The organism is Stutzerimonas marianensis, from assembly GCF_022810315.1.
GTDB lineage: Bacteria > Pseudomonadota > Gammaproteobacteria > Pseudomonadales > Pseudomonadaceae > Stutzerimonas > Stutzerimonas marianensis.
This window is the reverse complement of record NZ_JALGRD010000010.1, coordinates 50468-75449: the sequence shown is the minus strand read 5'-3', so window position 1 is coordinate 75449 and position 24982 is coordinate 50468. Positions and strand designations below refer to the sequence as shown.

General features: G+C 66.5%; 23 protein-coding genes. 9 read left to right on the top strand and 14 right to left on the bottom strand.

The genetic code is table 11. The features are described 5' to 3' along the window. Positions 1-237: 237 nt before the first annotated feature. On the bottom strand, positions 238-1101 hold the full coding sequence (locus MST27_RS17765; protein ID WP_243607272.1) for an NAD-dependent epimerase/dehydratase family protein: 864 nt from the start codon (positions 1099-1101) through the stop codon (positions 238-240). A gap of 167 nt (positions 1102-1268) precedes the next feature. On the opposite strand from MST27_RS17765, the gene MST27_RS17760 reads away from it, so the two are divergent. The 3 genes from MST27_RS17760 to MST27_RS17750 all read left to right on the top strand — a co-directional run bounded on the left by MST27_RS17760 (position 1269) and on the right by MST27_RS17750 (position 5749). After that, entirely contained in the window at positions 1269-2189 is a 921-nt protein-coding gene (locus tag MST27_RS17760; RefSeq protein ID WP_243607271.1) for a hydrogen peroxide-inducible genes activator, read from the top strand. Positions 2190-2193: 4 nt separating this feature from the next. Then, a complete protein-coding gene (gene recG, locus MST27_RS17755; protein WP_243607270.1) occupies positions 2194-4269 on the top strand; it encodes an ATP-dependent DNA helicase RecG in 2076 nt (691 codons plus the stop codon). A 76-nt stretch (positions 4270-4345) separates the two neighbouring features. Further along, complete coding sequence (locus tag MST27_RS17750; protein WP_243607269.1) at positions 4346-5749, top strand: aminoacyl-tRNA deacylase and HDOD domain-containing protein; 1404 nt, start codon at positions 4346-4348, stop codon at positions 5747-5749. 36 nt (positions 5750-5785) lie between these two features. On the opposite strand, the gene MST27_RS17745 is transcribed toward MST27_RS17750, so the two are convergent. The 9 genes from MST27_RS17745 to gspE all read right to left on the bottom strand — a co-directional run bounded on the left by MST27_RS17745 (position 5786) and on the right by gspE (position 13374). Then, positions 5786-6298, bottom strand: a complete 513-nt coding sequence (locus MST27_RS17745) for a type II secretion system protein M (protein WP_243607268.1) — start codon at positions 6296-6298, stop codon at positions 5786-5788. A gap of 2 nt (positions 6299-6300) precedes the next feature. Further along, entirely contained in the window at positions 6301-7437 is a 1137-nt protein-coding gene (gene gspL / locus MST27_RS17740) for a type II secretion system protein GspL (protein ID WP_243607267.1), read from the bottom strand. Between the two features lie 3 nt (positions 7438-7440). Further along, positions 7441-8418 carry a type II secretion system minor pseudopilin GspK gene (gene gspK / locus MST27_RS17735; protein ID WP_243607266.1) on the bottom strand — a complete coding sequence of 326 codons (978 nt, stop codon included), beginning with the start codon at positions 8416-8418 and terminating at the stop codon, positions 7441-7443. Beyond that, a complete protein-coding gene (gspJ, locus tag MST27_RS17730; protein WP_243607265.1) occupies positions 8415-9128 on the bottom strand; it encodes a type II secretion system minor pseudopilin GspJ in 714 nt (237 codons plus the stop codon). Before gspJ ends, gspK begins: the two co-directional genes overlap by 4 nt. Beyond that, on the bottom strand, positions 9125-9526 hold the full coding sequence (gene gspI / locus MST27_RS17725; RefSeq protein ID WP_243607264.1) for a type II secretion system minor pseudopilin GspI: 402 nt from the start codon (positions 9524-9526) through the stop codon (positions 9125-9127). The genes gspJ and gspI overlap by 4 nt, the downstream gene beginning before the upstream one ends. After that, positions 9523-10098, bottom strand: coding sequence for a type II secretion system minor pseudopilin GspH (gspH, locus tag MST27_RS17720; protein ID WP_243607263.1), 576 nt, complete (start codon positions 10096-10098; stop codon positions 9523-9525). Before gspH ends, gspI begins: the two co-directional genes overlap by 4 nt. A 4-nt stretch (positions 10099-10102) precedes the next feature. Beyond that, a complete protein-coding gene (gene gspG / locus MST27_RS17715) occupies positions 10103-10537 on the bottom strand; it encodes a type II secretion system major pseudopilin GspG (protein WP_243607386.1) in 435 nt (144 codons plus the stop codon). A 5-nt stretch (positions 10538-10542) separates the two neighbouring features. Further along, positions 10543-11757: a GspF family T2SS innner membrane protein variant XcpS gene (gene xcpS / locus MST27_RS17710; RefSeq protein ID WP_243607262.1), complete on the bottom strand. Its 1215-nt coding sequence runs from the start codon at positions 11755-11757 to the stop codon at positions 10543-10545. Between the two features lie 105 nt (positions 11758-11862). Then, positions 11863-13374, bottom strand: a complete 1512-nt coding sequence (gspE, locus tag MST27_RS17705; protein WP_243607261.1) for a type II secretion system ATPase GspE — start codon at positions 13372-13374, stop codon at positions 11863-11865. Positions 13375-13905: 531 nt separating this feature from the next. Between gspE and MST27_RS17700 the strand changes: the two genes are divergently transcribed. From MST27_RS17700 to MST27_RS17680, 5 genes are all read left to right on the top strand, one after another. Then, complete coding sequence (locus tag MST27_RS17700) at positions 13906-15027, top strand: Re/Si-specific NAD(P)(+) transhydrogenase subunit alpha (protein WP_243607260.1); 1122 nt, start codon at positions 13906-13908, stop codon at positions 15025-15027. A gap of 13 nt (positions 15028-15040) precedes the next feature. Continuing rightward, complete coding sequence (locus MST27_RS17695) at positions 15041-15367, top strand: NAD(P) transhydrogenase subunit alpha part 2 (RefSeq protein ID WP_243607259.1); 327 nt, start codon at positions 15041-15043, stop codon at positions 15365-15367. Next, a complete protein-coding gene (locus MST27_RS17690; protein ID WP_243607258.1) occupies positions 15364-16815 on the top strand; it encodes an NAD(P)(+) transhydrogenase (Re/Si-specific) subunit beta in 1452 nt (483 codons plus the stop codon). Before MST27_RS17695 ends, MST27_RS17690 begins: the two co-directional genes overlap by 4 nt. Positions 16816-16979: 164 nt before the next feature. Beyond that, on the top strand, positions 16980-18569 hold the full coding sequence (locus MST27_RS17685; RefSeq protein ID WP_243607257.1) for a gamma-glutamyltransferase family protein: 1590 nt from the start codon (positions 16980-16982) through the stop codon (positions 18567-18569). 89 nt (positions 18570-18658) lie between these two features. Further along, positions 18659-19354 (top strand): GntR family transcriptional regulator, encoded by a 696-nt coding sequence (locus MST27_RS17680; protein WP_243607256.1) that lies wholly within the window; start codon positions 18659-18661, stop codon positions 19352-19354. Here the strand turns inward: MST27_RS17680 and mdaB are convergent. Beyond that, positions 19341-19937 (bottom strand): NADPH:quinone oxidoreductase MdaB, encoded by a 597-nt coding sequence (mdaB, locus tag MST27_RS17675; protein WP_243607255.1) that lies wholly within the window; start codon positions 19935-19937, stop codon positions 19341-19343. The two genes, MST27_RS17680 and mdaB, sit on opposite strands and share 14 nt — an antisense overlap. A gap of 149 nt (positions 19938-20086) precedes the next feature. Here mdaB and MST27_RS17670 point away from each other — a divergent pair, with 149 nt between their 5' ends. Beyond that, positions 20087-20434: a putative quinol monooxygenase gene (locus MST27_RS17670; RefSeq protein ID WP_243607254.1), complete on the top strand. Its 348-nt coding sequence runs from the start codon at positions 20087-20089 to the stop codon at positions 20432-20434. Here the strand turns inward: MST27_RS17670 and MST27_RS17665 are convergent. From MST27_RS17665 to MST27_RS17655, 3 genes are read right to left on the bottom strand one after another with little or no spacing between them, the layout of a single operon-like run. Beyond that, positions 20376-21599 carry an amidohydrolase family protein gene (locus MST27_RS17665; RefSeq protein ID WP_243607253.1) on the bottom strand — a complete coding sequence of 408 codons (1224 nt, stop codon included), beginning with the start codon at positions 21597-21599 and terminating at the stop codon, positions 20376-20378. The genes MST27_RS17670 and MST27_RS17665 overlap by 59 nt on opposite strands. Beyond that, positions 21596-24082: a branched-chain amino acid ABC transporter ATP-binding protein/permease gene (locus tag MST27_RS17660; RefSeq protein ID WP_243607252.1), complete on the bottom strand. Its 2487-nt coding sequence runs from the start codon at positions 24080-24082 to the stop codon at positions 21596-21598. The genes MST27_RS17665 and MST27_RS17660 overlap by 4 nt, the downstream gene beginning before the upstream one ends. Further along, the gene (locus MST27_RS17655; protein ID WP_243607251.1) at positions 24079-24948 is read right to left on the bottom strand and encodes a branched-chain amino acid ABC transporter permease; all 870 of its coding nucleotides are present in this window, start codon (positions 24946-24948) and stop codon (positions 24079-24081) included. The genes MST27_RS17660 and MST27_RS17655 overlap by 4 nt, the downstream gene beginning before the upstream one ends. Positions 24949-24982: the final 34 nt, after the last annotated feature.

The following is a 24982-nucleotide window of genomic DNA, read 5'->3' as shown; positions in this document are numbered from 1 at the left end:
CGCGTTGCGGCAGCTGCTCCTGACCCGACTGCTGCCCTGCGGCAGGGTGTACGGCGTGCGTGCTATCAGATTTTTAGTAACCGGGGTGCCGGCAGAGTTGCCTGAAAACACGCCTATCCGGCGAGATCAGCGGCAAATTGCGATAAATGGTGCAATCTGGATGAGGAATCGGGCTTGTCCGATTCATGCGAAGGTCGAGCGATGCGGGCCCCGTCAGGCAACAGGCCCGCTTGGCCGTCAGCCTTTGGCGTTCGGCCTGACGCCCGCGTAGCCGTTGCGGTAGCTCGGATACTGCGGCACCCAGCCCAGCGCGCGGGCGCGGGCATTGCTGCAGCGCTTGCTGCCGGCGCGGCGCGTCATGGTCTGCTCGGCCCAATGGGTGACGCCGAGCCGTTCGCGCAGAAAATCGACCACTTCATGCAGCGGCGCCGGGTCGTCGTCGACGCCGAGGTAACAGTCGTCCAGCGGCGCGCCGGCCAGGTCCTTCTCCAGCAGACAGGCCAGCAGCCCGGCGGCATCGTCACGGTGGATGCGGTTGCTGTACTGCGGCGGCTCGCGATCGACGCGCAGGCCGGCGCGCACCTGGTTCTGCATCCAGGGCCGCGCGGGGTCGTACAGACCGGCCATGCGCACCCGCGTCGTCGGCAGGCCGCTGGCCAGCGCCAGCGCCTCGGCTTCGAGCATCACGCTGCCGGTGTAACCCGTTGGCTCGGTGGCCGACGTTTCGTCGATCCATTCACCGGCATGCTGCCCGTACACGCCGGTGCTGGACAGAAAGAACAGCCGCCGCGGCTGCTGGTCCCGCTGTTGCAGCCAGCCGAGCGCGTTGCGCAGTCCCTCGACGTAGGCCTGTCGATAGCCCGCCTCGTCATGTTGGCTCGCCGAGGCGGCGTAGACGAGGTAGTCCAGACGACCATTCGGCCAGCCGCGAGGCACCGCCGGGGAAGCAAGGTCACCACGAACCGGAAGAATCGGCACCGGAAGCGATGCCGCCTGACGACGCAGGCCGAACACGGTCCAGCCTGCACGGCTCATCCGCAAGCCCAGACGACTACCCACGTCGCCGCAGCCGGCGATCATTACCGAAGGACGAATTGCCATGGCGGTTGCTCCATAACCGGTGCGGGCCGACGATCTGGCCCGCCTGCATCGAGTGTAATGCCGGCAGGACCGTTTTCGCTCGCTGCATTGCAACGGAACAGCGGCCTGCCAGTTGGTTCGAACACCTGCAAAGGCTATGCTAGCCGGCACTCTGATGGAATGACGCTATGACACTGACCGAACTGCGCTACATCGTCACGCTCGCCCAGGAGCAACATTTCGGCCGCGCCGCCGAGCGCTGCCATGTCAGCCAACCGACCCTCTCGGTGGGGGTGAAAAAACTCGAGGACGAACTCGGGGTGCTGATCTTCGAGCGGACCAAGAGCGCGGTGCGCCTGACGCCCGTCGGTGAGGGCATCGTCACGCAGGCGCAGAAGGTCCTCGAACAGGCCCAGAGCATTCGCGAACTGGCCCAGGCGGGCAAGAACCAGCTGGCCACCCCGCTGAAGGTAGGCGCCATCTATACCGTCGGGCCCTACATGTTCCCGCACCTGATCCCGCAGCTGCACCGCGTGGCGCCGGACATGCCGCTGTACATCGAGGAAAACTTCACCCACATCCTGCGCGACAAGCTGCGCACCGGCGAGCTGGACGCGATCATCATCGCGCTGCCCTTCCAGGAAGCCGATGTCCTGACCCTGCCGCTGTATGACGAGCCCTTCTACGTGCTGATGCCCGCAGGCCATCCCTGGGCGAAGCGCGAGACCATCGACAGCGAGATGCTCAACGACAAGAGCCTGCTGCTGCTCGGCGAAGGCCACTGCTTCCGCGACCAGGTCCTCGAAGCCTGCCCCACCACCCGCAAGGGCGAGGCACCGAGCCACACCACGGTCGAATCCTCCTCGCTGGAAACCATCCGCCACATGGTCGCCTCGGGCCTGGGCGTATCGATCCTGCCGCTCTCGGCGGTCGACAGTCATCACTATTCGGCCGGTGTTCTGGACATCCGTCCGCTGACCCCGCCGGTGCCGTTCCGTACCGTGGCCATCGCCTGGCGCGCCAGCTTCCCGCGGCCGAAAGCCATCGAAGTGCTGGCCGACTCCATCCGTCTGTGTTCGGTCGCCAAGCCACCGGCCGCGAACGCCTGACGCCATGAGCGAGCTGGCGGCGGTCCCGGTGACCGCGCTCAAGGGCGTCGGCGCGGCGCTGGCCGAAAAGCTCGCCCGGGTCGGCCTGGAAACCCTGCAGGACCTGCTGTTCCACCTGCCGCTGCGCTACCAGGACCGCACCCGGATCGTGCCCATCGGCGCGTTGCGCCCCGGGCAGGACGCGGTCGTCGAAGGCACCGTGACCGGCGCCGACATCGTCATGGGCCGACGCCGCAGCCTGCTGGTACGCCTGCATGACGGCAGCGGCAGCCTCAGCCTGCGGTTCTACCATTTCAGCCAGGCCCAGAAGGAAGCGCTCAAGCGCGGCACCCAGGTGCGTTGCTACGGCGAGGTCCGCCCCGGTGCCTCGGGGCTGGAGATCTACCATCCCGAATACCGCGCCCTGAGCGAGAGCACGACGGTGGCGGTCGAGCAGACCCTGACGCCCATCTACCCGACCACCGAAGGCCTGACCCAACAACGCCTGCGCCAGCTCACCGAGCAGGCGCTGGCGCGACTCGGCCCACACAGCCTGCCGGACTGGCTGCCCGATGAGCTGACCCGCGACTACCGCCTGGCCAAGCTGGACGCGGCGATCCGCTACCTGCATCGACCACCGCCGGACGCCGATCTCGACGAACTTGCCGAAGGCCGTCACTGGGCTCAGCACCGCCTGGCCTTCGAAGAACTCCTGACCCATCAGCTGTCGTTGCAGCGCCTGCGCGAGAGCGTACGCGCACAGCATGCGCCGCCGCTGCCGGTGGCCCGTGACCTGCCGCAACGCTACCTGACAAACCTAGGCTTCCAGCCCACCGGCGCCCAGCAACGGGTCGGTGCGGAGATCGCCTACGACCTGGCCCAGGACGAGCCCATGCTGCGCCTGGTGCAGGGCGACGTCGGTGCCGGCAAGACGGTGGTTGCCGCCCTCGCCGCCTTGCAGGCGCTGGAAGCGGGCTATCAGGTGGCCCTGATGGCACCCACCGAAATCCTCGCCGAACAGCACTACCTGACCTTCTGCAAATGGCTGGAGCCGCTCGGCATCGAGGTCGCCTGGCTGGCAGGCAAGCTCAAGGGCAAGGCGCGCGCCGCGGCGCTCGAGCGCATCGCGGCCGGCTGCCCCATGGTGGTCGGCACCCATGCGCTGTTCCAGGACGAAGTGCAGTTCCGCCGCCTGGCCCTGGTGATCATCGACGAACAGCATCGCTTCGGCGTGCAGCAACGGCTGGCGCTGCGCCGCAAGGGCGTCGAGGGCCGCCTCTGCCCGCACCAGCTGATCATGACCGCCACGCCGATTCCCCGCACCCTGGCCATGAGCGCCTATGCCGATCTGGATACCTCGATCCTCGACGAGCTGCCACCGGGCCGTACGCCGGTGAACACCGTACTGGTGGCCGACAGCCGCCGCCTGGAAGTCATCGAACGGGTGCGCTCGGCCTGTAACGAAGGACGCCAGGCCTACTGGGTCTGCACCCTGATCGAAGAATCCGAAGAGTTGACCTGCCAGGCGGCGGAAACCACGTTCGAAGACCTCAGCGCGGCGCTCGGCGGGTTGAGGGTCGGACTGATCCATGGGCGCATGAAACCGGCGGAAAAGGCCGAGGTGATGGCCGAGTTCAAGGCTGGCAAGCTGCAGCTGCTGGTTGCGACCACGGTGATCGAGGTCGGCGTGGACGTGCCCAACGCCAGCCTGATGATCATCGAAAACCCCGAGCGGCTGGGCCTGGCGCAGCTGCACCAGCTACGTGGGCGGGTCGGTCGCGGCAGCGCGGCCAGCCACTGCGTGCTGCTCTATCACCCGCCACTGTCGCAGATCGGTCGCGAACGCCTGGCGATCATGCGGGAAACCTGCGACGGTTTTGTCATCGCCGAGAAGGACCTGGAACTGCGTGGCCCGGGCGAGATGCTCGGCACCCGCCAGACCGGCCTGCTGCAGTTCAAGGTTGCCGACCTGATGCGCGACGCCGACCTTCTGCCCGGCGTTCGTGACGCCGCGCAAGCACTTCTGGCACATTGGCCCCAGCATGTCAGCCCGCTTCTGGAGCGCTGGCTGCGCCATGGGCAGCAATACGGGCAGGTCTGACGCTCGTCGGCAAACACAAACCGCATTAAAGCTGTGGCTATACTGCGCCGCACGGGAATAAGACGGAACCTCGCATATGAATTCGGCTGTCGACCAAACCAAAGAAGTCTCGCTACCGCCGCTGATCGTCCAGCTCCTGGACAAGCTGGGGCTGCCCTATCGCACCTGTGAAGACCGTACCGACCTGGATCCGGCCCGCCGCGTACAGGCCGTCTTGCTGGACGACGCCATCGGCGCACTGCTGGTCCTGTATCCCCGCGATCACCTGCTCGACCTGCCACGCCTGGTCGAGCTGACCGGGCGGCAACTGGCCGCCGTCACGCCCGAACGGCTGATGCGCATGCTCGCCAAGCAGGACCTCAAGGTCCTGCCCGGCCTGCCGCCACTGACCAGTTCACCGTGCCTGTACGAAGAGCGGCTGCTGCAACAGCCGGAACTGCTGATCGACAGCGGCCACCCCGGCCTGCTGGTGGCCATGGCCAGCCAGGACTTCAAGCAGCTGCTGAGCAAGGCCAGCGCCGGGCACTTCGCCGTGCCGCTGAGCGGCATCCGCCCCAATCTCGACCGTCCCGACGACGATAGCGCGGAGATCACCCAGGCGGTGCAGAGCTTCACCGCTCGGCGCATCCAGAAGCGCCTCGAGGAAACCCTGGAAATCCCGCCGTTGCCGCACACCGCGCAGAAGATCATCAAGCTGCGGGTGAGCCCCGAAGCCAGTGTCGACGACATCACCGGCGTGGTCGAAACCGACCCCGCGCTGGCGGCGCAGGTGGTCAGCTGGGCCGCATCGCCCTACTACCGCGCACCGGGCAAGATCCGCTCGGTGGAAGACGCCATCGTGCGGGTGCTGGGCTTCGATCTGGTGATCAACCTGGCGCTTGGCCTGGCACTCGGCAAGACCCTCAGCCTGCCGAAGGACCACCCGCAGCAGGCTACGCCCTACTGGCAACAGGCGATCTACACCGCGGCGGTGATCGAAGGGCTGAACCGTGCCATCCCGCGCACCCAACGCCCTGAAGCGGGCATCAGTTACCTGGCCGGGCTGCTGCACAATTTCGGCTATCTGGTGCTGGCGCATGTCTTCCCGCCGCATTTCTCGCTGATCTGCCGGCACCTCGAAGTGAACCCGCATCTGGATCACAGCCTGATCGAACAGCACTTGCTGGGCATCACGCGCGAGCAGATCGGTGCCTGGCTGATGCGCTACTGGGACATGCCGGACGAGCTCTCGGTGGCCCTGCGCTTCCAGCACGATCCGGACTACGCTGGCGAGCACGCCGGCCACGCCAATCTGGTGTGCCTCGCGTCGCACCTGCTGCGCAACCGCGGCATCGGCTCCGGCCCCTATGCCGAGATCCCGCAAGGTCTGTTCGACCGCCTGGGCATCAGCCGGGAAAAAGCCGACGAGGTGCTCAACAAGGTACTCGACGCCGAAGCGGCGCTGCGTGCGCTCGCCACGCAGTTCCAGGCGCAGCCCTGACCCCGCGCGCTGCGCGGCGCCGGGCGCGCTGGCCGGTCAGCCGCCGGCCAGGAAGCTCACGCGAGCATCCACCAAACCGTCACCGACCTGGCTGATGCTGACCTCGGCCAGGCTCGCGCCATTGCCCTGCATCTCGTCGAACCAGCGCAGCAGCGTCGGATAAGAGGCGCCCGGCAGGCTCACCTGCAGGCTACCGTCGCTGCCGTTATCGAAGCTCTCGATGGTCAGCCCGTTGGCTTGGGCACTCTGGGTGACCAGCCCCTGCAACGCTTCCGGTGCCAGCACGACGGGATTGCTGCGTGACATCTGTCGCGCCAGCTCGGTGTTCTGCTGCAGATACGCGTAGAGGTCCCGCTCACGCTCGAACGCCTCGCGCGCATCGCGCACCCGCTGTTGCGCCGGTTGCCAGAGCAGCAGATAGAACAATACGACCAGCAGGAAGGCCCCGAGCAGACTCAACGACAGCCGTTCGCGCGGCTGCAGGCGTTGCCAGCGCAACCACAGGGGAGACTCGGCCAGGCGGACGCGCAATTGCTGTTTCAGGTCCATCTTCATCCTCCTATCACGACGCGCGCGCTGACCGAGTCGCCGTCGCGGCTGGCCGAGCCCAGCTGCACGCTTCGCCCGGTCTGCCCCAGGCGCTGACGCAACTGCTCCAGCGCGGCGAAGTCGCTGGCACGCACCTGCAGGGCCATGTCGCCACGTCCCTGGTTGTAATCCAACTGGCTGATCGACACCGGCATTCCCTCGGCGATGGCCAGCGCCACTTCATCGAGCACGCGCATGAACTGCCCGCCCGTGGCGTCGCTCTGGCCGATGTGTTCGGCGAACTGCGCGCGCAGGTTGACGATCCGGGTGTCCTCGGGGAATAGCTCGGTGTAGAGGTCGCGGCTGGCCGCAGCGAAATCCTCGGCCTGACGCTGCAGGGACCAGGCCTGGATCAGGTTGAAGATCAGCTGCGCCGCCAGCACCAACGCCAGGACCAGCGCCAGCGGCTTCCACTGGCCGAACCCGCTGCCAGCCGCACGCACGGCGAAATCGCCCTGTGCCAGGTTGAGCGCGGCGGCGCGGCCGTTGGCGAGAAAGCGATAGGGGTCGTTCAGCGGCTGGTACTCGGGCAGCGGCGCTGGCGGCTCGGCCAGCGTGCCATGCGCATGAACGGGTGGTGGGCATTGTGCTGCCAGGTGCGCCCATTGCTCGCTGGCGAAAGCCAGGCGGGCCTCCGGCGCGCCGCCGAGCAGCGCGCGACCGTCGAGGAACAGCACCTGCGTGCCGTCACGCGGCAGCAGGTCCGCGTCAACGTGGATCGCGACGATGGTCAGCCCCAGCGTCTGCAGATCCGCCAGCCAGTCGGCCAGCTGCTGACGCCGGATGGCGATGACCCGGCGGCGGCCGTCCTCCAGCGCATCGCCATGCGTCAGGTGCAGGTCATCGACATTCTCGGCCAGCAGTTCCTCGACGGCGTAGGCCAGCGCCTGGTTGACCCAGCGCGCCTTGCGCGTCGGCAGGTTGACGGCGAAGTAGCTGCACACCTCGGCGGGCAGCACCAGGGTCAGGCCTGCGGTGGCCTGCTCGGCGCAGCGCGCCAGTGGCAGCCAGGCTCCGGCCCCTTCGCCGGGCAACCAGTAGACCTGAGTGTCGCCGTCGAGGCGGGGGCCGCAATCGGCGGGCAGAAACAGGCAGTCCATCGGCTATCGATCTCCGTCATCGGATGGGGTGGGCAGTCGCGGGGGCTGCCCGAGGTTACGCTGAAGCACGCGTACGTCACCCTCGTCTTCACGGTGCAGCTGGCTGACCAGCGCCAGGCGACGGTCGCCCAGGCGCACCTCGCTGACCGCCTGGAAATACTGGCTGGTCACCGCCAGGGTGATGCCTTGCAGTTGGACACCGCTGAGCGCCGGTTGCGCCATGAAGGTCGCCGTGTCGCGATACGGCGCGGCCTGCCGGGCCTCGACCAACGATTGCGCCACGCTCGGGGTAAGGCTGTCAGCCAGACTGGAGAGCACCATGGCGCTGGCGGTATTGACGTTCAACGGGGTGTCGGCCGGCAGCACGCTGACGTAGGGCGCCAGGCGCTGGAAATCCTCGTCGCGCATGTCCAGCAGCAGGCGCAGCTCGGACAGGTCCTCGAGCCGGCGCCCGGCGGTGCGATAGGACGGCTCCAGCAGCAGGTAGGCGTTGTCTTCGGCACCGAGTTCGCCGCTGGGTTGCTGGTCGCTGTCCAGCCAGTCGAGCAGGCGCTCGGCATAGGGGGCGCTGATCTGCAGGCGCAGCAGCAGTCGACGGAACTGCGCGAGGGCGGCGGCATTGGGTTGCTGTTCGCGCACCAGGCTGTTCAGGTTGAAGCGCCCGGCCAGGTCTTCGATGCGCACCTGCACCTGGCCCTGCCCCTCGTCCAGGTCGTAGGCCGGCTGCGGCAGGGCCCAGGGTTCGAGCAGGTGGTCGACCGCCGGCACGCCCTCGGCCGTAGCCTGCCGGTCCTGACGCAGGATCGATTGCGCCAGCGCCTCGCCGCCCAGCGCGTAGTGCCAGGCCTGACGTGCTTGCAGCTGGTTGCCGGTGCCGCGAATCGACAGCTGCTGGCGCGCGATCATGCCGGCGCAGACCACGGTGACGATCGCCACGACGAGCAGCACGGTGATCAGCGCGACGCCGCGCTCGGCCTTCATTGCATCTCTCCCACACCGCCCGGCTCGGGCACGCCTTGGGAGTCAGGCTGGACGAATTGCTGGGCTGGCGTCGGGCCGTCCGGCAGGCGCAGCAGCCGGGTGATGGTGCCGTAGCGGCGGTGATCGAAGGACACCTCGACCGCGACCGGCATGCGCCGCGCCTGCTCGGCCGGGTCACCCCGGCCGAATTCGAAGGGTGGCCACTCCTCGTGCCAACTGTTCTCAGCATCGAGGTAGCGCAGGCGCAGCGCCAGCACGTCATCCAGCACCCGCTGCACGCGCGGTTCGCTGTCGACATCGCGATCGAGCACCACCCAGTAGAGCCGCTCCAGGGCGTCGCCGGCCAGACGCCAGCGTACGCGCTGCAGGTTCGAGCGCAGCAGGCCGGTGGGGTTGCGCCAACCGCTGCGGGTCAGCTCCAGCGAGACGCCATCCTCGCCGGACAGCTGACCCATGAAGGCATTCTGCTCGTCGCCGAAGCCATCGCGCACCGGGCGCGGCGCCGCCTGGACCAGATCGTGCTCGAGCGTCCAGACGGCCCGCCCGAGCTCGCGCAGCTGGCCTTCCTGGGCGCGGATCACCTCGTCGCTGCGCAGCACCGTCTCGAGCATGCGGTAGGTCGCCAGCCCGAGCAGGGCGAACAGGGCGATGGCGATCAGCAGTTCGAGCAGGGTGAAACCCGCCTCGCTGCGGCGGCGGGGGATGGTCATGGTTCGACGCCAACGAAGCCGGTAAGGCTGGTGACGGCGCGCTCGTCGATCGAGCCGGGCGAAGCGCCGCGCCTGGCCTCGGCCGCCGCGACCCAGACGCGAATCCTGAGCAACCCCGGCGTACCGCTGGTTTCCACCTCGCTGAGGGTCTGCCATTGCCGCCCGCCGAATTCCAGCTCGGTATCCTCGCGGCCGATGCTCGGTGCCGGCTGCTGCAGTTGCAGTTCGGTCATTCGGTTGTCGGCGATCCAGCCGGCCAGGGTCAGGGTTTCCAGACGCGCCGCGTTGTTCACGCTGCGCCCGGCGGCGGTCAGCACCACGGCGGCGACGATGGCGAAGATCGCCAGCGCCACCAGCACTTCGAGCAGCGTGAACCCCTTCGCCAGACGACGACTCATCGGCGGCTGTCCAGGGGCGTAGCCTGGGGCATGCGGAAGCCATCGCTGGCAACCACCCACTGACTGCCGCCGGGGCGCTGGTCGGACAGGGTCAGGGTGAACGGCGACATCTCGCCGCTGGAGAGGATCAACAACTGCGGCTCCAGGCGGGGTGCTCGGCGGCGCTCGCGGTCACCCTCCTGTGACAGCCCGGCCCTGTCGTCCTCGCGCTGGGTCGGCGCGACCAGCTCCAGCGGCGTGCCGTCGAGTTCGAGCTGCATGCGAATGAACTCCGGCGGCTGGTGCGCCTGGGTGTCGCCGGCATCCAGCCAGCGCTGCCTGGCCTCGTCGTAGCGCAGCACGCGGTAGCTTTCGCGGTTGACCAGCAGGCCGTATTCGCGGCTGTCGAGCACGGCCTCGTCGGCCAGCAGGCCAATCAGGTTCGCCAGGCGCTGCGCCTCGTCGCGGATATCGCGCGACGAACTGCTGCTGCCGGTGGAGAGCACGGCCAGCCCGACCAGGCTGCCGAGGATGACGATCACCACCAGCAGTTCGATCAGCGTGAAGCCGCCGTCCCGGCGCGCCTGGGGCATGGAATCAGAGGTCCCAGTTGCCGATGTCCGCGTTCAGGTCGGAGCCGCCCTGCTTGCCGTCGGCGCCGTAGGAGTACAGGTCATACTGGCCCTGGGTGCCTGGCGAGAGGTACTGGTAGTCGTTGCCCCATGGGTCCTTGGGCACGCGCTTGAGGTAACCGTCGCGGTTCCAGTTCTTGGGCTGCGGGTTGCCGGACGGCTTCTCCACCAGCGCATCCAGGCCCTGCTGGGTGCTGGGATAGGCGTAGTTGTCCAGCTTGTACATGTCCAGCGCGGCGCCGATGGCCTTGATGTCGCCCTTGGCGACGGTGACCTTGGCCTGGTCCGGGCGGTTCATGACCTGGGGCACCACCAGCGCGGCGAGGATCCCGAGGATCACCACCACGACCATGATTTCGATGAGGGTGAAGCCCCTCTGTTTACGTGCGTTCAACGTCATAGTCACTAGCCCACCAGTTGATTGAGAGAAAGGATCGGCAGCAGGATCGCCAGCACGATCACCAATACCACAGCCCCCATGAACACCAGCATGAAGGGTTCGAACAGTCCCACCATCAGCGAGATCTGCGCGGCCAGGTCGTTTTCCTGGTTGCGCGCGGTGCGGGCAAGCATCTGGTCCAGCTCGCCGGATTTCTCGCCGCTGGCGATCATGTGCAGCATCATCGGCGGGAACTCGCCCGTCGCGTCCAGCGCGCGAGTGAGGCTGCCACCCTCGCGCACCCGCTGCGCCGCCTCGATGACCTTGTCGCGGATGCGCAGGTTGGCGATCACCGCGGCCGCAATACCGAGCGCATCCACCAGCGGCACGCCGCTGCGCGTGAGGATCGCCAAGGTCGAGGCGAAGCGTGCCGTGTTGGTCGCCCGTGACAGCCGTCCCACCAGCGGAATGCGCAGGATCATCGCGTGCCAGCGCCGCCGCAGGTTCTGATCGCGCAGCGCCTGGCGCAGCCCCAGGCCGGTCACCACGATCACCACCAACATCAGCCAGCCCCAGCGCTGCACCGCCTCGCTCACGGCGATCAGCCCGGTGGTCAGCGCCGGCAGTTGCTGGCCGGTGTTGACGAACACCTTCACCACGTCCGGCACCACGTAGCCGAGCAACAGGATGACGATCGCCAGCGAGGCCACCAGCAGGATCACCGGGTAGAGCAGCGCCAGCTGGATCTTCTGCCGCGATTGCTGGCGCTGGTCGGTGTAGTCGGCCAGTTGGTCGAGCACCAGCCCCAGGTGCCCGGCGTGTTCGCCCGCCGCGACGGTCGCGCGATACAGCTCGGGAAACGCGGACGGGTATTCACGCAGCGAGCCGGCCAGGCTGTGACCCTCCATGACCCGCGCACGCACCGCCAGCAGCATCGACTTGATCTTCTGCGACGTCGATTGCGCCGCCGCGGCGCGCAGCGCCTCCTCGATCGGCAGCGCCGCCTGCACCAGCGTCGCCAGCTGACGCGTGACCAGCGCCAGGTCCCGCGCCGAGAGTCCGCGGCCGAAGGCAAAGCCTCCACCGCCGGTGTCTTCCTTGGCCTTGGCCTGCTTGACCTCCAGGGGCGACCATTGCTTTTCGCGCAGCAGCTGCCGCGCCTGGCGCGCGCTGTCCGCCTCGATCAGCCCCTTCTGCTCGCGACCGCGCGGGTCCAGCGCGATGTATTCGAAGGCCGCCATCAGCTTCGAGCCTCGCCCGATTGCGGACAGCAGCCGACCGCCCATGCATCCCCGCGGCGTTGCACCTCGACCGCCCTGTCCGAGCGCCAATCAATGGCCTTCATCTCACTCCTCACGCGTGACGCGCAACACTTCCTCGATCGTGGTCACCCCTTCGCGCACCTTGCGCAGACCATCCTCGCGGATGCTCGGTCCCAACCGGCGCGCATGGCGAACCATCTCCTGCTCGGGCGCGCGGGTATGGATCATGCTGCGCAGGGCATCGTCGAACATCACCAGCTCATAGATGCCGGTCCGGCCACGGTAGCCGAGCTGGCGGCAGACGTCGCACCCCTCGGCGTGGTACAGCGTCGGTGCCTCGCTCGGGTCGAGCCCGAACAGGGCGCACTCGGCTTCGTCGGCCACGTAGGCGCGCTTGCAGTCATTACACAGGACACGCACAAGGCGCTGGGCCAGTACGGCCAGCAGCGACGAGGAGATCAGGAAGGGCTCGACGCCCATGTCCACCAGGCGGGTGACGGCGCCGATCGCACTGTTGGTGTGCAGCGTCGAGAGCACCAGGTGGCCGGTGAGCGAGGCCTGTACCGCCATGTCAGCGGTTTCCTGGTCGCGAATCTCACCGACCATCACCACGTCCGGGTCCTGGCGCAGAATGGCGCGCAGGCCGCGCGCGAAGGTCATGTCGACCTTGGTGTTGACCTGCGTCTGGCCGATGCCCTCGAGGTTGTATTCGATCGGATCCTCGACGGTGAGGATATTGCGTGTACGGTCGTTGAGCGTCACCAGACTGGCGTACAGGGTGGTGGTCTTGCCCGAGCCGGTCGGGCCGGTGACGAGGATGATGCCGTGCGGTTTCTGCACCGCCTGTTCCATCACCTTGCGGTCGCGGTCGCTCATGCCCAGGTGGCGCAGCGTCAGGCGTCCGGCCTGCTTGTCGAGCAGGCGCAGCACCACGCGCTCGCCGTTGGCCGAAGGCAGCGTCGAGACGCGGATGTCCACCTCGCGCCCGCCGACCCGCAGGGAGATGCGGCCGTCTTGCGGGATGCGCTTCTCGGCGATGTCCAATCGCGCCATGACCTTGATCCGCGAGACCAGCAGCGCCGCCAGCTCGCGCTTGGGCTGCACCACCTCGCGCAGGATGCCGTCGATACGAAAGCGGATCACCAGTCGTTTCTCAAAGGTCTCGACGTGGATGTCCGAGGCGTTTTCCTTGATCGCCTCGCCGAGGATCGCGTTGATCAGCCGGATGATCGGCGCGTCGTCCTCCTGCTCGAGCAGATCCTCGGTTTCCTGGATCTGGTCGGCCAGGCTGTGCAGGTCCATCTCGTTGCCCAGGCCCTCGACCATCTGCATCGCCGCGGACGAATCGTGCTGATAGGCCGAGCTCAGGGCCTGCTCGAACTCGTCCTGCGCCAGCCACTGCATCGCCAGCGGCCCGCCGGCGACGCGCTGCGCCTCCTGCAGTGCGGTCAGCGGCGCACCTTCACGTGCACACAGGCGCAAGCCCTCGGGGCGCTCCAGCAGCAGCACGCCGTGGCGGCGGGCGAAGGCGAAAGGCAACCGCCGTGGCAGCGGCTCCTCGAGCAAGGTCATCTCGTTCACGTTCAATTCGGTCATGCCGGCTATTTTCTCGCAGAGCGTGCGCATGGGGATGGCCGGCGGTCCGATCCTGGCGCGGCCAACAGCTATGGACTACAGGGAATGCATGACATTGCAAACCGTGCGCGGAATTTAACGTGCGGCTGGCCGCGGTCAATCGCGTAACCGGCACCAAGGTCGAATATAGACAAGGCCGCAGGCGAATACCGCGTCTATGGGCCGTCATTCATGATTGCGCCGCGCACAACCCGACATGGAACCTTAGACGAAGGTCGAATCCAATACCGACGCGGCCTGCAGCGATGCGAAGCAACCTAACGGTCACATTGTGAACGAACCGCCACACTTGCGTTCACGTTAAAACAGTTGTTTGATTTTTTCAGTCCTTGCAGAATGCCGCGCCGCACCGGGCTTTGCCTGGATGCGAGGGCCGTAGCCGATCCACGCTCGACCGCCATCCGCAGTGGTCGGGCGAAACGTAACGCCAGCGATTCATGGCCGGTCGACCGGCAGGACCGCAGGCGACGATCCAGCAGGAGAACAAGAACAATGCACATTGGTGTTCCTCTCGAAACCAGGCCCGGTGAAACGCGCGTCGCCGCGACACCGGAAACCATCAAGAAGCTGATCGGGCAAGGGCATCGGGTGACGGTGCAGAGCGGAGCTGGCGTACAGGCCAGTATTCCGGACAGTGCCTTCGAGGCGGCAGGCGCCACCATCGCCGATGCCGCTGCGGCGTTCGCAGCAGAGATCCTGCTGAAGGTGAACGCACCGAGCGAGACCGAACTGGCGCAGATCGCGCCCGGTACGGTTCTGATCGGCATGCTCAATCCCTTCGACAATGACAACATCGCACGCATGGCCGAACGCGGCGTCACCGCCTTCGCCCTGGAGGCCGCGCCGCGTACGTCCCGCGCGCAGAGCCTCGACGTGCTCTCCTCCCAGGCCAACATCGCCGGCTACAAGGCGGTGATGGTCGCGGCCAACCAATATCCGCGCTTCATGCCGATGCTGATGACCGCCGCCGGGACGGTGAAGGCCGCGCGCGTGCTGATCCTTGGCGCCGGTGTCGCCGGGCTGCAGGCCATTGCCACGGCCAAGCGCCTGGGTGCGGTGATCGAAGCCTCCGACGTGCGTCCGGCGGTGAAGGAACAGATCGAGTCCCTTGGCGCCAAGTTCGTCGACGTGCCGTTCGAGACCGACGAAGAGCGCGAATGCGCCGAAGGCGTCGGTGGATATGCCCGTCCGATGCCGGCGTCCTGGATGACACGTCAGGCCCAGGCCGTGCACGAACGTGCCAAGCAGGCCGACATCATCATCACAACCGCGCTGATTCCGGGCCGCAAGGCGCCGACGCTGCTGCAGGAAGAAACCGTGCAGCAGATGAAGCCCGGTTCGGTGGTGATCGACCTCGCCGCCTCTCAGGGCGGTAACTGTCCATTGACCGAAGCCGATCAGGTGGTGGTCAAGCACGGCGTGACCCTGGTTGGCTACACCAACCTGGCGACCCTCGTGCCGGCGGATGCTTCGGCGCTATACGCCCGCAACCTGCTGGACTTCCTCAAGCTGGTGATCGATGGCGAAGCCAAGTTCCAGCTCAATCTTGAAGACGACATCGTCGCCGCGTGCCTGATGTGCCGCGATGGCCAGGTCGTGCGCACCAACGCTTAAGGGAGCCCGAACGATGGACCTGATATCCGATGGCATCTACAACCTGATCATCTTCGTGCTGGCGATCTACGTCGGCTACCACGTGGTCTGGAACGTCACCCCGGCGCTGCATACACCGCTGATGGCGGTCACCAACGCCATCTCCGCGATCGTCATCGTCGGCGCCATGCTGGCCGCCGCGCTGACCGTCACGCCGATGGGCAAGCTGATGGGCACCCTGGCCGTGACCCTGGCCGCGGTCAACGTCTTCGGTGGCTTCCTCGTCACCCGGCGCATGCTGGAAATGTTCAAGAAGAAGGAGCGTGCCGTTGCTGGCGCCAAGGCGGAGGCCAAGCCATGAGCATGAACCTGATCACCCTGCTCTACCTCGTCGCTTCGGTGAGCTTCATCCAGGCCCTCAAAGGCCTGTCGCACCCCACTACTTCGCGCCGCGGCAACCTGTTCGGCATGGTCGGCATGGGCATCGCCGTGGTCACCACGTTATTCCTGGTGTTCAAGCTCGGCTCACAGCTGGCTGAGAGCGCCAGCCCCTGGAGCGGCCTGGGCTTCATCGTCCTCGGCCTGCTGATCGGCGGCAGCATCGGCACGCTGATGGCCAAGCGCGTCGAGATGACCAAGATGCCCGAGCTGGTCGCCTTCATGCACAGCATGATCGGCCTGGCGGCGGTGTTCATTGCCATCGCCGCCGTGCTCGAGCCGCAATCGCTGGGCATCGTCCAGGCGATCGGCTATCCGATTCCGGCCGGTAACCGTCTGGAGCTCTTCCTCGGCGCGGCCATCGGTGCCATCACCTTCTCCGGTTCGGTGATCGCCTTCGGCAAGCTGTCGGGCAAATACAAGTTCCGCCTGTTCCAGGGCGCGCCGGTGGTGTTCGCCAACCAGCACAAGGTCAACCTCGCCGTCGGCGTGGCGATTCTGGTGCTGGGCCTGATCTACACCTTCAGCGGCAATTTCACCGCGTTCATGATCCTCGTGGCGCTGGCCTTCGTCATCGGCGTGCTGATCATCATCCCCATCGGCGGCGCGGACATGCCGGTGGTGGTGTCGATGCTCAACAGCTACTCGGGCTGGGCGGCGGCCGGAATCGGTTTCTCGCTGAACAATTCGATGCTGATCATCGCCGGTTCCCTGGTCGGTTCGAGCGGCGCGATCCTCTCGTACATCATGTGCAAGGCGATGAATCGTTCGTTCTTCAACGTGATCCTCGGCGGCTTCGGTGCCGACGCCGATGCCGGACCAGCGGCCGGCAGCAAGGAGCAGCGTCCGGTGAAATCGGGCTCCAGCGACGACGCCGCCTTCCTGCTGTCGAACGCCGACACCGTGATCATCGTCCCCGGCTACGGCCTGGCGGTGGCCCGCGCGCAGCACGCGCTGATGGAGCTCGCCGAGAAGCTGACGCACATGGGCGTGACCGTGAAATACGCGATCCACCCGGTCGCTGGCCGCATGCCGGGGCACATGAACGTGCTGCTGGCCGAGGCGGAAGTGCCGTACGAACAGGTCTTCGAGATGGAGGACATCAACTCCGAGTTCGGCCAGGCCGACGTGGTGCTGGTGCTCGGCGCCAACGACGTGGTCAACCCGGCGGCGAAGAACGATCCCAAGTCGCCCATCGCCGGGATGCCGATCCTCGAGGCCTACAAAGCCAAGACGGTCATCGTCAACAAGCGCTCCATGGCCAGCGGCTATGCCGGCCTGGATAACGAACTGTTCTACATGGACAAGACCATGATGGTCTTCGGCGACGCCAAGAAGGTCGTCGAGGACATGGTCAAGGCTGTGGAATAACCGCCCCGCCAAACGAACCCCTCCCGGCCCGGCCGCGAGGGGTTTTTTATCGGCTGGCGTATGTGCCGACTGCAACCGGATGGCTTTGCCGGGATACGGAACGTTTATTGCCTTGGCGTTAGCAACCTGAAATGAGATCGCTAGCAATCAAGGAGTCACCAGAGATGTTGGCCGAATCCCGTCGTGGCGTCATCTGCACCCCTCACCCCGCCGCTACCGCCGCCGGCATGCGCATGCTCGAAGCCGGCGGCAGCGCCATCGACGCGATGCTCGCGGCCAGCGCCATGCTTGCGGCCGTCTACCCGCACATGACCGGCCTTGGCGGCGATGCACTCTGGATGATCCACGACCACCGGGTGCGCACCATTGTGGGGATCGGGCAAGCGGGGCAACGTCTTCCCGCGGGCGGCAGGATCGGCCTGCGCGGCCCGAGCGCGGTGGCCACCACCGCTGGCGCACTTGCCAGCTGGCAGATCGCGCAGACCATCAGCCGTAACGAGTGGGGCTCCCGCCTGGGCTGGGCCGACCTGCTTGGCGATGCCGCCGAGACGGCGCAACAGGGCGTGGAAATCTCCGCCTCCCAGCTCTTCTGGCAGGGGCAGCGGCGGGAGCTGATCGAGGGCCTGCCGGACCTCCACCGGTTGTGCAAGCTCGATGGCAACTGGCTGCAACAGGGCGACCGGCTGCGCCAACCACAACTGGCCGATACGCTGCGACAGTTGGCGCGCCATGGCGTGGATGACTTCTACCAAGGCGAACTGGCCCAGGCGTTCGCCGAGGCCTTCGCAAGGCTGGATTGCGGGCTGACACGGGACGATCTGGCCGCGACCCGTGCCGCAGAGGTCGACCCCATTTCCGTGCGCTATCGCCAGGGGCGGCTGTTCAACGTCGCCCCGCCCTGCCAGGGTCTCTATACGCTGCAGGCCATGGCGGCACTGCAACACAAAGCGATGGGCGAACTCGGCAACGGCAGCGCGCGCTACTACCACGTGCTGGTCGAGGCCATCAAACAGGCCTTGATGCGCCGCAACCACGAATTGCATGACCCGATCACCAGCGGCTGGGACTACGCCGCCAGCCTGAGCGATGCCAGCACCGCCGATTACGCGGAACGCATCGACGAGGGGCGCGCCGCAGCCTGGGCGGAGCCGGGACGACCGGCCGACACCGTATGGATGGCCGCCACCGACGCCGAAGGCCGCACGGCTTGCCTGATTCAGAGCCTGTTCCACGACTTCGGCTCGGGCTGCATCCTCGGCGATACGGGTGTGCTCTGGCAGAATCGCGCGGCCGGTTTCAACGCCGATCCGGCGCATCCGAACGCCTGGGCGCCGGGCAAGCGCCCGGCCCATACCCTCAACCCTTCGTGCTACCTCGCGGATGACGGCCGACGCCTGTTCTTCGGCACCCAGGGCGGCGACGGTCAGCCGCAGACCCAGATGGTCCTGGCCAGTCAGTTGGTCGATTTCCAACGGCCCATCGACGAGGCCCTGCGCATGCCGCGCTTCCTGCTGGGGCGGAGCTTTTTCGACAGCACGGACAACCTCAAGCTGGAGGCCGACATCGAGCCGTCCGTGATCCAGACGCTCCAGGCCATGGGGCACGACGTCGAAACCATTCCCGCGCTCAGTCCCTATACCGGCCAGGCGGGCGCGATTGCCATCGAGACAGACGGGCGCCGCTTCGCGATGCACGACCCACGCGGACAAGGCAACAGCCTGGGGCAGCCCGAACGTACCGGTACGCCCGATTGACGGCTTGCTCGCGCGCGGCCAGTGCAGATAATGCGGCATTGCTAGCGCGTTCGCGTTCGCGGAGCGCCATCTTGGAGTCGGCAGGAACTATGGGGTCGAGCACCGTTACCCGTAAACAGATCGAAGTGCAGCGCATCGTCGATGCGTTGTCCAAAGCCATTGCCCAGCACCGCCTGCGCCCGGGGACCCGGCTGATCGAGGCGCAGATCGTCGAGGCACTCAACGCCAATCGCAACCACGTGCAAAGCGCCCTGCAACGCCTGGCAATGCAACGCATCGTGACCATCGAGCCCAACCGCGGCGCCCTGGTGTCGCAACCCACCGCCAAGGAGGCGCGCGACGTGTTCGCGGCCCGCCGCGCCATCGAAGCGGCCGTGGTCGAAAGCATCACGCCCGAAGCCATGCACCAGAACCGCCAACGCATCGCCGCCCACATGCGCAGCGAACGCAAGGCGACCAGCGCCAGCGACCGCCGCGACATCGTGCGTGAGCTCAGCGAATTTCACCTGTTGCTAGGCGCGATCAGCGGCAACGCCGTGTTGGCGGAGATTCTCGGCAACCTGATGGTGCGCAGCTCGTTGATCGTCGCGCTCTACCAGCGTAACGACCACCCGGCCTGCGCCTCGGACGAACACGAGGCGATCATCGCCGCCCTGGAACGCGGCGACCGGGCAACGGCCGTGCAGGTCATGCTCGAGCATCTGGACGAACTCGAAGGCCAGCTTGCCCTGGAGGAGCTGGCCGAGCCCGAGGTCGACCTCAGGCAGATTCTCAGCGATCCGTGACGAGACCGAATACCTCGGCCAGGTGCCGCTCGTAACGCGCCACGTCAGCCTCGATCGCCGGGCGTTTCATCACGTCCACGCAGAGAAAGGTCGGCAGCCCGGTCAGGCCGAGGAATTCGTTGGCCTTATGGAACGGGAAGTAGACTGCGTCCACACCCTTGCCCTCGAAGAAATCCGTGGGGTCATCGAAGGCCTGCTGCGGGGCGTTCCAGGTCGCCGAGATCATGTAGCGCTTGCCTTGCAGCAGGCCGCCACTGCCGTATTTCTGCGACGCATCGGAGCGGGTACGTCCATCATTGGCATAGAGGCTGCCATGACCTTCGGTAAAGACCTCGTCCAGGTAGCGCTTGACGATCCAGGGCGCGCCCATCCACCAACCGGGCATCTGGTAGATGATCACGTCGGCCCAGAGGAACTTGGCCACTTCCTCGCTCAGGACATAGCCCTGATCGATTTCGGTGGTCTTCACATCCAGCCCGGCACGATCGAGAAACGCGACGGCAGTCTGGTGCAGGGTCGCGTTGTAGCGGCCTTCGGAGTGGGCGAAATGCTTGCCACCGTTGAGCAGTAAAACGTTTTTCATTGCAGCTCCCGAGTCGTTCGAGGGCGGCAGCTTAGACAGATCCCGCAAGGCCCGACAGCCGACATCAAGCAAATGAGTTTTGCTGAAAAGTCAGTAATGGACGCCAGGATGTTGCGTTAGCGTGCCCCCCAACCCATACGGAAACTCTTATGTCAGCGCCCTGCGGATTCATCCTCCACGCCCACGTCAAACCCGAGAAAGCCGAGGCTTTCGAGACGCTGTTCCGCGCCTATGTCGAGCCCAGCCGTGCCGAGCCTGGCTGCGTCGAATACCACATGCTACGTGACGCGCAGGACCCTAACCTGTTCATCTTCTTCGAGGTCTGGGCCTCGCCCGAGGCCTTCGCCGCGCACACTGCACTGCCGCACATGCAGCGTTTTCACGAACAGCGAATGGACTACCTGAGCCAGGATTTCGTGATACGTCCGATCGAGATGCTCAGCCAGGCATCAGCAGCCGCGGCGGCACCCGCTCGAACGTCTGTCGGCCAGCCTTGAAACCCATCAAGGGCGGACGGATCTCGGCGATGATCGCCGCTGGCGAGGGCGCGTCGAACACCACGAAATCGGCACGGCATCCCGGCGACAGTCCATAGTCCGGCAGACGCAGCAGGCGGGCGGATTCACTGGAGATCCAGCCGAGGCAGTCGAGCAGCTCCGCCTCGGTCGACAGCTGCGCAACATTGGCGAACAGGTTGGCCTGGCGCACCAGCGACGCATCGCCATAGGGCGTGAATGGATTGCCGATATTGTTGGTCGACACCGAGCAGGTCACGCCACACCGATGCAGATGGGCCAGCGGGGCGACACCCCTGGGTTTGTCATGGAAACGCTCCCGCGCACCCAGAAAGAGATCGGTCGAGGGCAGCGCGGTCACGCTCACGCCCGCCTGCGCCAGGGCCAGCGCAACGCCTTGCAAGTCTGCCAGGGGCAACGCGGAAAGCTTGGTCGCATGCCCGACCGCAACGCGGCCACCCCAGCCGTACCGCTCGGTACAGCGAATCACCTCGCTGATGGTCATGCCATTGGGGTTCAGGTCGAAGTCCAAGTGGAAGTCCAGGTCGCGCTCATAGCGAACCGCCAGTTCGAACAGTCGGCGGATCTGCGCCACCGGGTCAGCGTCCGTGTAGGGGCAACCCCCAAGCACCTCGGCGCCTTCCTCCAGGGCCTGGCACAACAGCGACTCGGTGCCGGGGTTGTTCAGCAACCCCTCCTGCGGGAACACGCAGATCTCGAGGGTGACAGCCCAGGCATAGTCCGCCTTGAGTCGACGGACCGCACGAAAGCCCGTCAAACCGATGCCCGGATCGATCTCCACATGGGTGCGCATGTGCGTGGTGCCCTGCACGATCGCCTGGTTCAGCACCTGCGCGCCACGGGCGTAGACATCCTCCTCGGTAAAGGACGCCTTGGCGTTGCGCGTCTGCGCGATGGCCTCGCCGAGCGTGCCTTCGGCCAAGCGGCAACGCTCCAGGATGCAGGCCTTGTCCAGGTGGATGTGGGTCTCGACCAGGCCGGGTACCACCAGCCGCCCTGCCAGATCGAGCCGTGCGGGCGAGCTCGCGGCGTCGAAGCGGCTGACGAAGCGCCCGTTTTCGACTCGCAGCTCAACCAGCGGAGCCTCGCTCCCCAGGCGCACGTTGAGCAGGCGCAAGGCGCTCATGCCGCGGCCCCCTGGCCCAGGTAGGCGGCTTCCAGCTCGCGATCGCCACGCAGCGCCTCGGCGGCACCGGATTTGACGATTCGGCCGGTCTCCAGCACGTAGGCACGATCGGCGATCTGCAGGGCCAGGTTGGCCATCTGATCGACCAGCAACAAGGTGACGCCTTCGTCCCGCAATGCCGCGAGCGCGTCGTAGAGTTCGCCGATCATTGCCGGCGAGAGGCCGAGGGACGGCTCGTCGAGCAAAAGGATCTTTGGCTTGGCCATCAGACCTCGGCCTACCGCGACCATCTGCTGTTCGCCTCCGGAGAGCAGGCCGGCAGGGCTGTCGATACGATCGCGCAAGCGAGGAAAGCGCCTGAGGATGGCTTCTATTTCAGCCTCGGCATCGAATGCCTCGGTACGCGAATAGCCGCCCAGTAACAGGTTGTCGCGCACGCTGAGTTGTGCGAACACCTGTCGCCCTTCCGGCACCAGCGCCAGGCCCCGCGAAGCGATGGCACTGGCGTCCAGGTGGTCGATGCTCTCGTTATCCAGCAGGATGCTGCCGGCGGTAGGGCGATGCAGCCCGGCCAGGCACTTCAAGATGCTCGACTTGCCGGCGCCGTTGGCGCCCAGTATCGCGATCAGCTCGCCGGGATTGACGACCAGGTCGACGCCCTCGACCACCGGGGCCGCGCCGTAATCCACCACCAGGTCCTTGATATACAGACGCGCGTCGCGCGAGCCGGACCAAGGTGCCTGCCGGGGGCTGGCCTGGTAGCTCGTGCCGCCCAGATAGGCGGCGACCACCCTGGGGTTGCCGCGGACCTCTTCGGGCGTGCCCGACGCGATCGGCTTGCCGGCATCCAGCACCAGGATGTGCTCGGAAACGGCCATGACCAGCGCCATGTCGTGCTCGACGAGAATCACTGCGATATTGAAGCGGGCCAGCGTCTTGAACAGCTCGGCAAGGCGGTCGGTATCGCCTCGGCCAAGGCCGGCTGCGGGCTCGTCCAGCAGCAGCACGGCCGGGCGCAAGGCCAGCGCGCGGGCAATTTCCACCAGGCGCCGGTCCACGTGCGGCAGGTCGTCAGCCGGGGTATTCAGCGAACCGCGATAGCCAACCAGTGCCAGCAGGTGCATCGCCAGCTCTCGCTCCTCTGCGCCCGGCCGCCGGAAGATACTGCCGAGACGGCCCTGCTGCAGCCCGGCGAGCACGTTCTCCAGCACCGTCAGCTCACCGAACAGCTGAGTCGTCTGATAGGTACGCGAGATACCGGCGCGCGCGATCTGCCAGGCGGACCGCCCGGAAACCACCTCCCCGAGCCGGATCTGGCCACTGTCCGGACAGTAGTAGCCGCTGATCATGTTGAGCACCGTGGTCTTGCCAGCGCCATTGGGGCCGATGATGCTGGTGATACTGCCTGGCCGCGCCTTGAGGCTGACCTTGTCGGCCGCTTGCACGCCGCCGAAACCGATGCTGATGCTATCGACCTCCAGCCCGGCACCTGACCGGCCCTCGCCGAAGAACGCCGCGAGCCGTGCCTGATCGGCGACCGCCGGTGGCAGCACGTTCACCGGACGCAACCACAGCCGAGCAAGGCTACCGAGCACGCCGCGCGGCGCCACCCAGAGCACCGCCAGCAGCAGCGCTGAAAACATCAGCAGGCGGTACTCGGCGAAGTCCGCCAGCATCTCGGGCAGCAGCACGATCAGCAGGGCCCCGAGCAGCGGGCCGAACAACGTGCCTGCCCCGCCGACGATTACCGCGAGCACGAACAGGATCGACTGGGAAAAGGGGAAGGACGCCGGGTTGATGAACATCATCAGCGGCGCCACCAAGGCCCCGGCGAAACCCGTCAGCGCCGCCGACAAGGCGAACGCCAGCGTCTTGGTCTGCACCGGATTGAAGCCCAGCGAACGTGCGGCGATTTCCGACGCCTTGACCGCGCGCATCGCCATTCCCCAACCGCTTTGGCGCAAACGCAGGTAGAACGCCAGGGCACCGACCATCATGGCCGAGGCCATCATCGCCATCACCACCGCCGGGTCCAGCGCGCCGGTATCGGGCATGGGGATGCCCATCAGCCCGTTCGCGCCGCCGGTGAGCCCGCGCCATTCGATCAGCCCGTGGTGAACGACCAGGGCGAAGGCGATGGTGATCATGGCCAGGTATGGCCCGCTGACACGCAACGCCGGAATCGCCAGCAGCGCCCCGACCAGGCCGCAGACCATGGCGGCCAGGATCATCGCCGGCCCGAGAGGGAAACCGGCCATGGTCAGCAGCGCCGTGGTGTAGGCGCCTATGGCGTAGAAGGCGATATGACCAAAGGAAATCTGCCCGCTGAGGCCGATCAGGATATTCAGCCCGACGCCCACGACCACGGTCAGTGCAAAGAAGCTGAAGACCAGCAGCGAATAGCTGTCGAGCGTCAGCGACAGCACGAGGCCGGCAACAGCCAGCAGGCCAATGCCTGCCGGCGCGAGAATCGTTGTCTTCATACTTTCACCAGTGTCTTGCTGCCGAACAGCCCGTTGGGCCTGACCGCCAGGGCCAGGATGACCAGCGCGAAGGTGAACAGCTGGGTAAAGGCCGATCCGAAGTAGAGGGTCACCACCGCCTCCACCAGGCCGAACAGCAAACCGGCGGCGAACACCCCACTGGCGCTGGCAATGCCGCCCAGGATGGCGACGGCGAACGCCTTGAGCCCGAACAGCGTGCCCATTTCGGCACTGACGTTGAAAAGCGGAGCGATCAGCAGGCCGGCCACGGCGGCGAACACGGCCGAAACGGCGAACGAGATCCCCACCACACGATTGACCCTGATGCCCATCAGCCGAGCGGCTGCGGCGTTCTGCACGCACGCTTCGAGCACCTTGCCCAGGCGCGTGTAGCGCCGCACCAGCAGCAGCGCGAGGGCGATGCCGGCGCCAACCAGAGGGATCAGCACCTGCAGCCAGGAGACATTCGCACCGAGCAGCGCGACCTGACTGTTGGCCAGTTCGGAAGTGAACTGCCTCGGCTCCTTGCCGAACGTGAACAGCGCCAGGTTGTCGACGAAGATCCCCGCCGCCACCGTCGCCATCAGCCAGGCTTCCGAGCCGCGCGAATGGAAGGGGCGAACGAGAAAGCGCTCGACCGCCAGCCCATAGAGCGCGCAGAGCGCCAGCGTCACCGGAATGGCCAACCACACGGGCCAGCCCCAGGTGATGGAGAAGCTGTACCCCAGCACCGCGCCGACCATCATGGCGCTGCCCTGGGCAAAATTGACGGTTCGCGAGACCACATAGGTCATGTGGAAACCCAACGCGAGCAGGGCATACATGCTGCCCAGCCCGAGTCCGGTGACGATGGCGGCGGTAATCATGAAACACACTCCTCGCAGGCGCCCCGGTCGATCG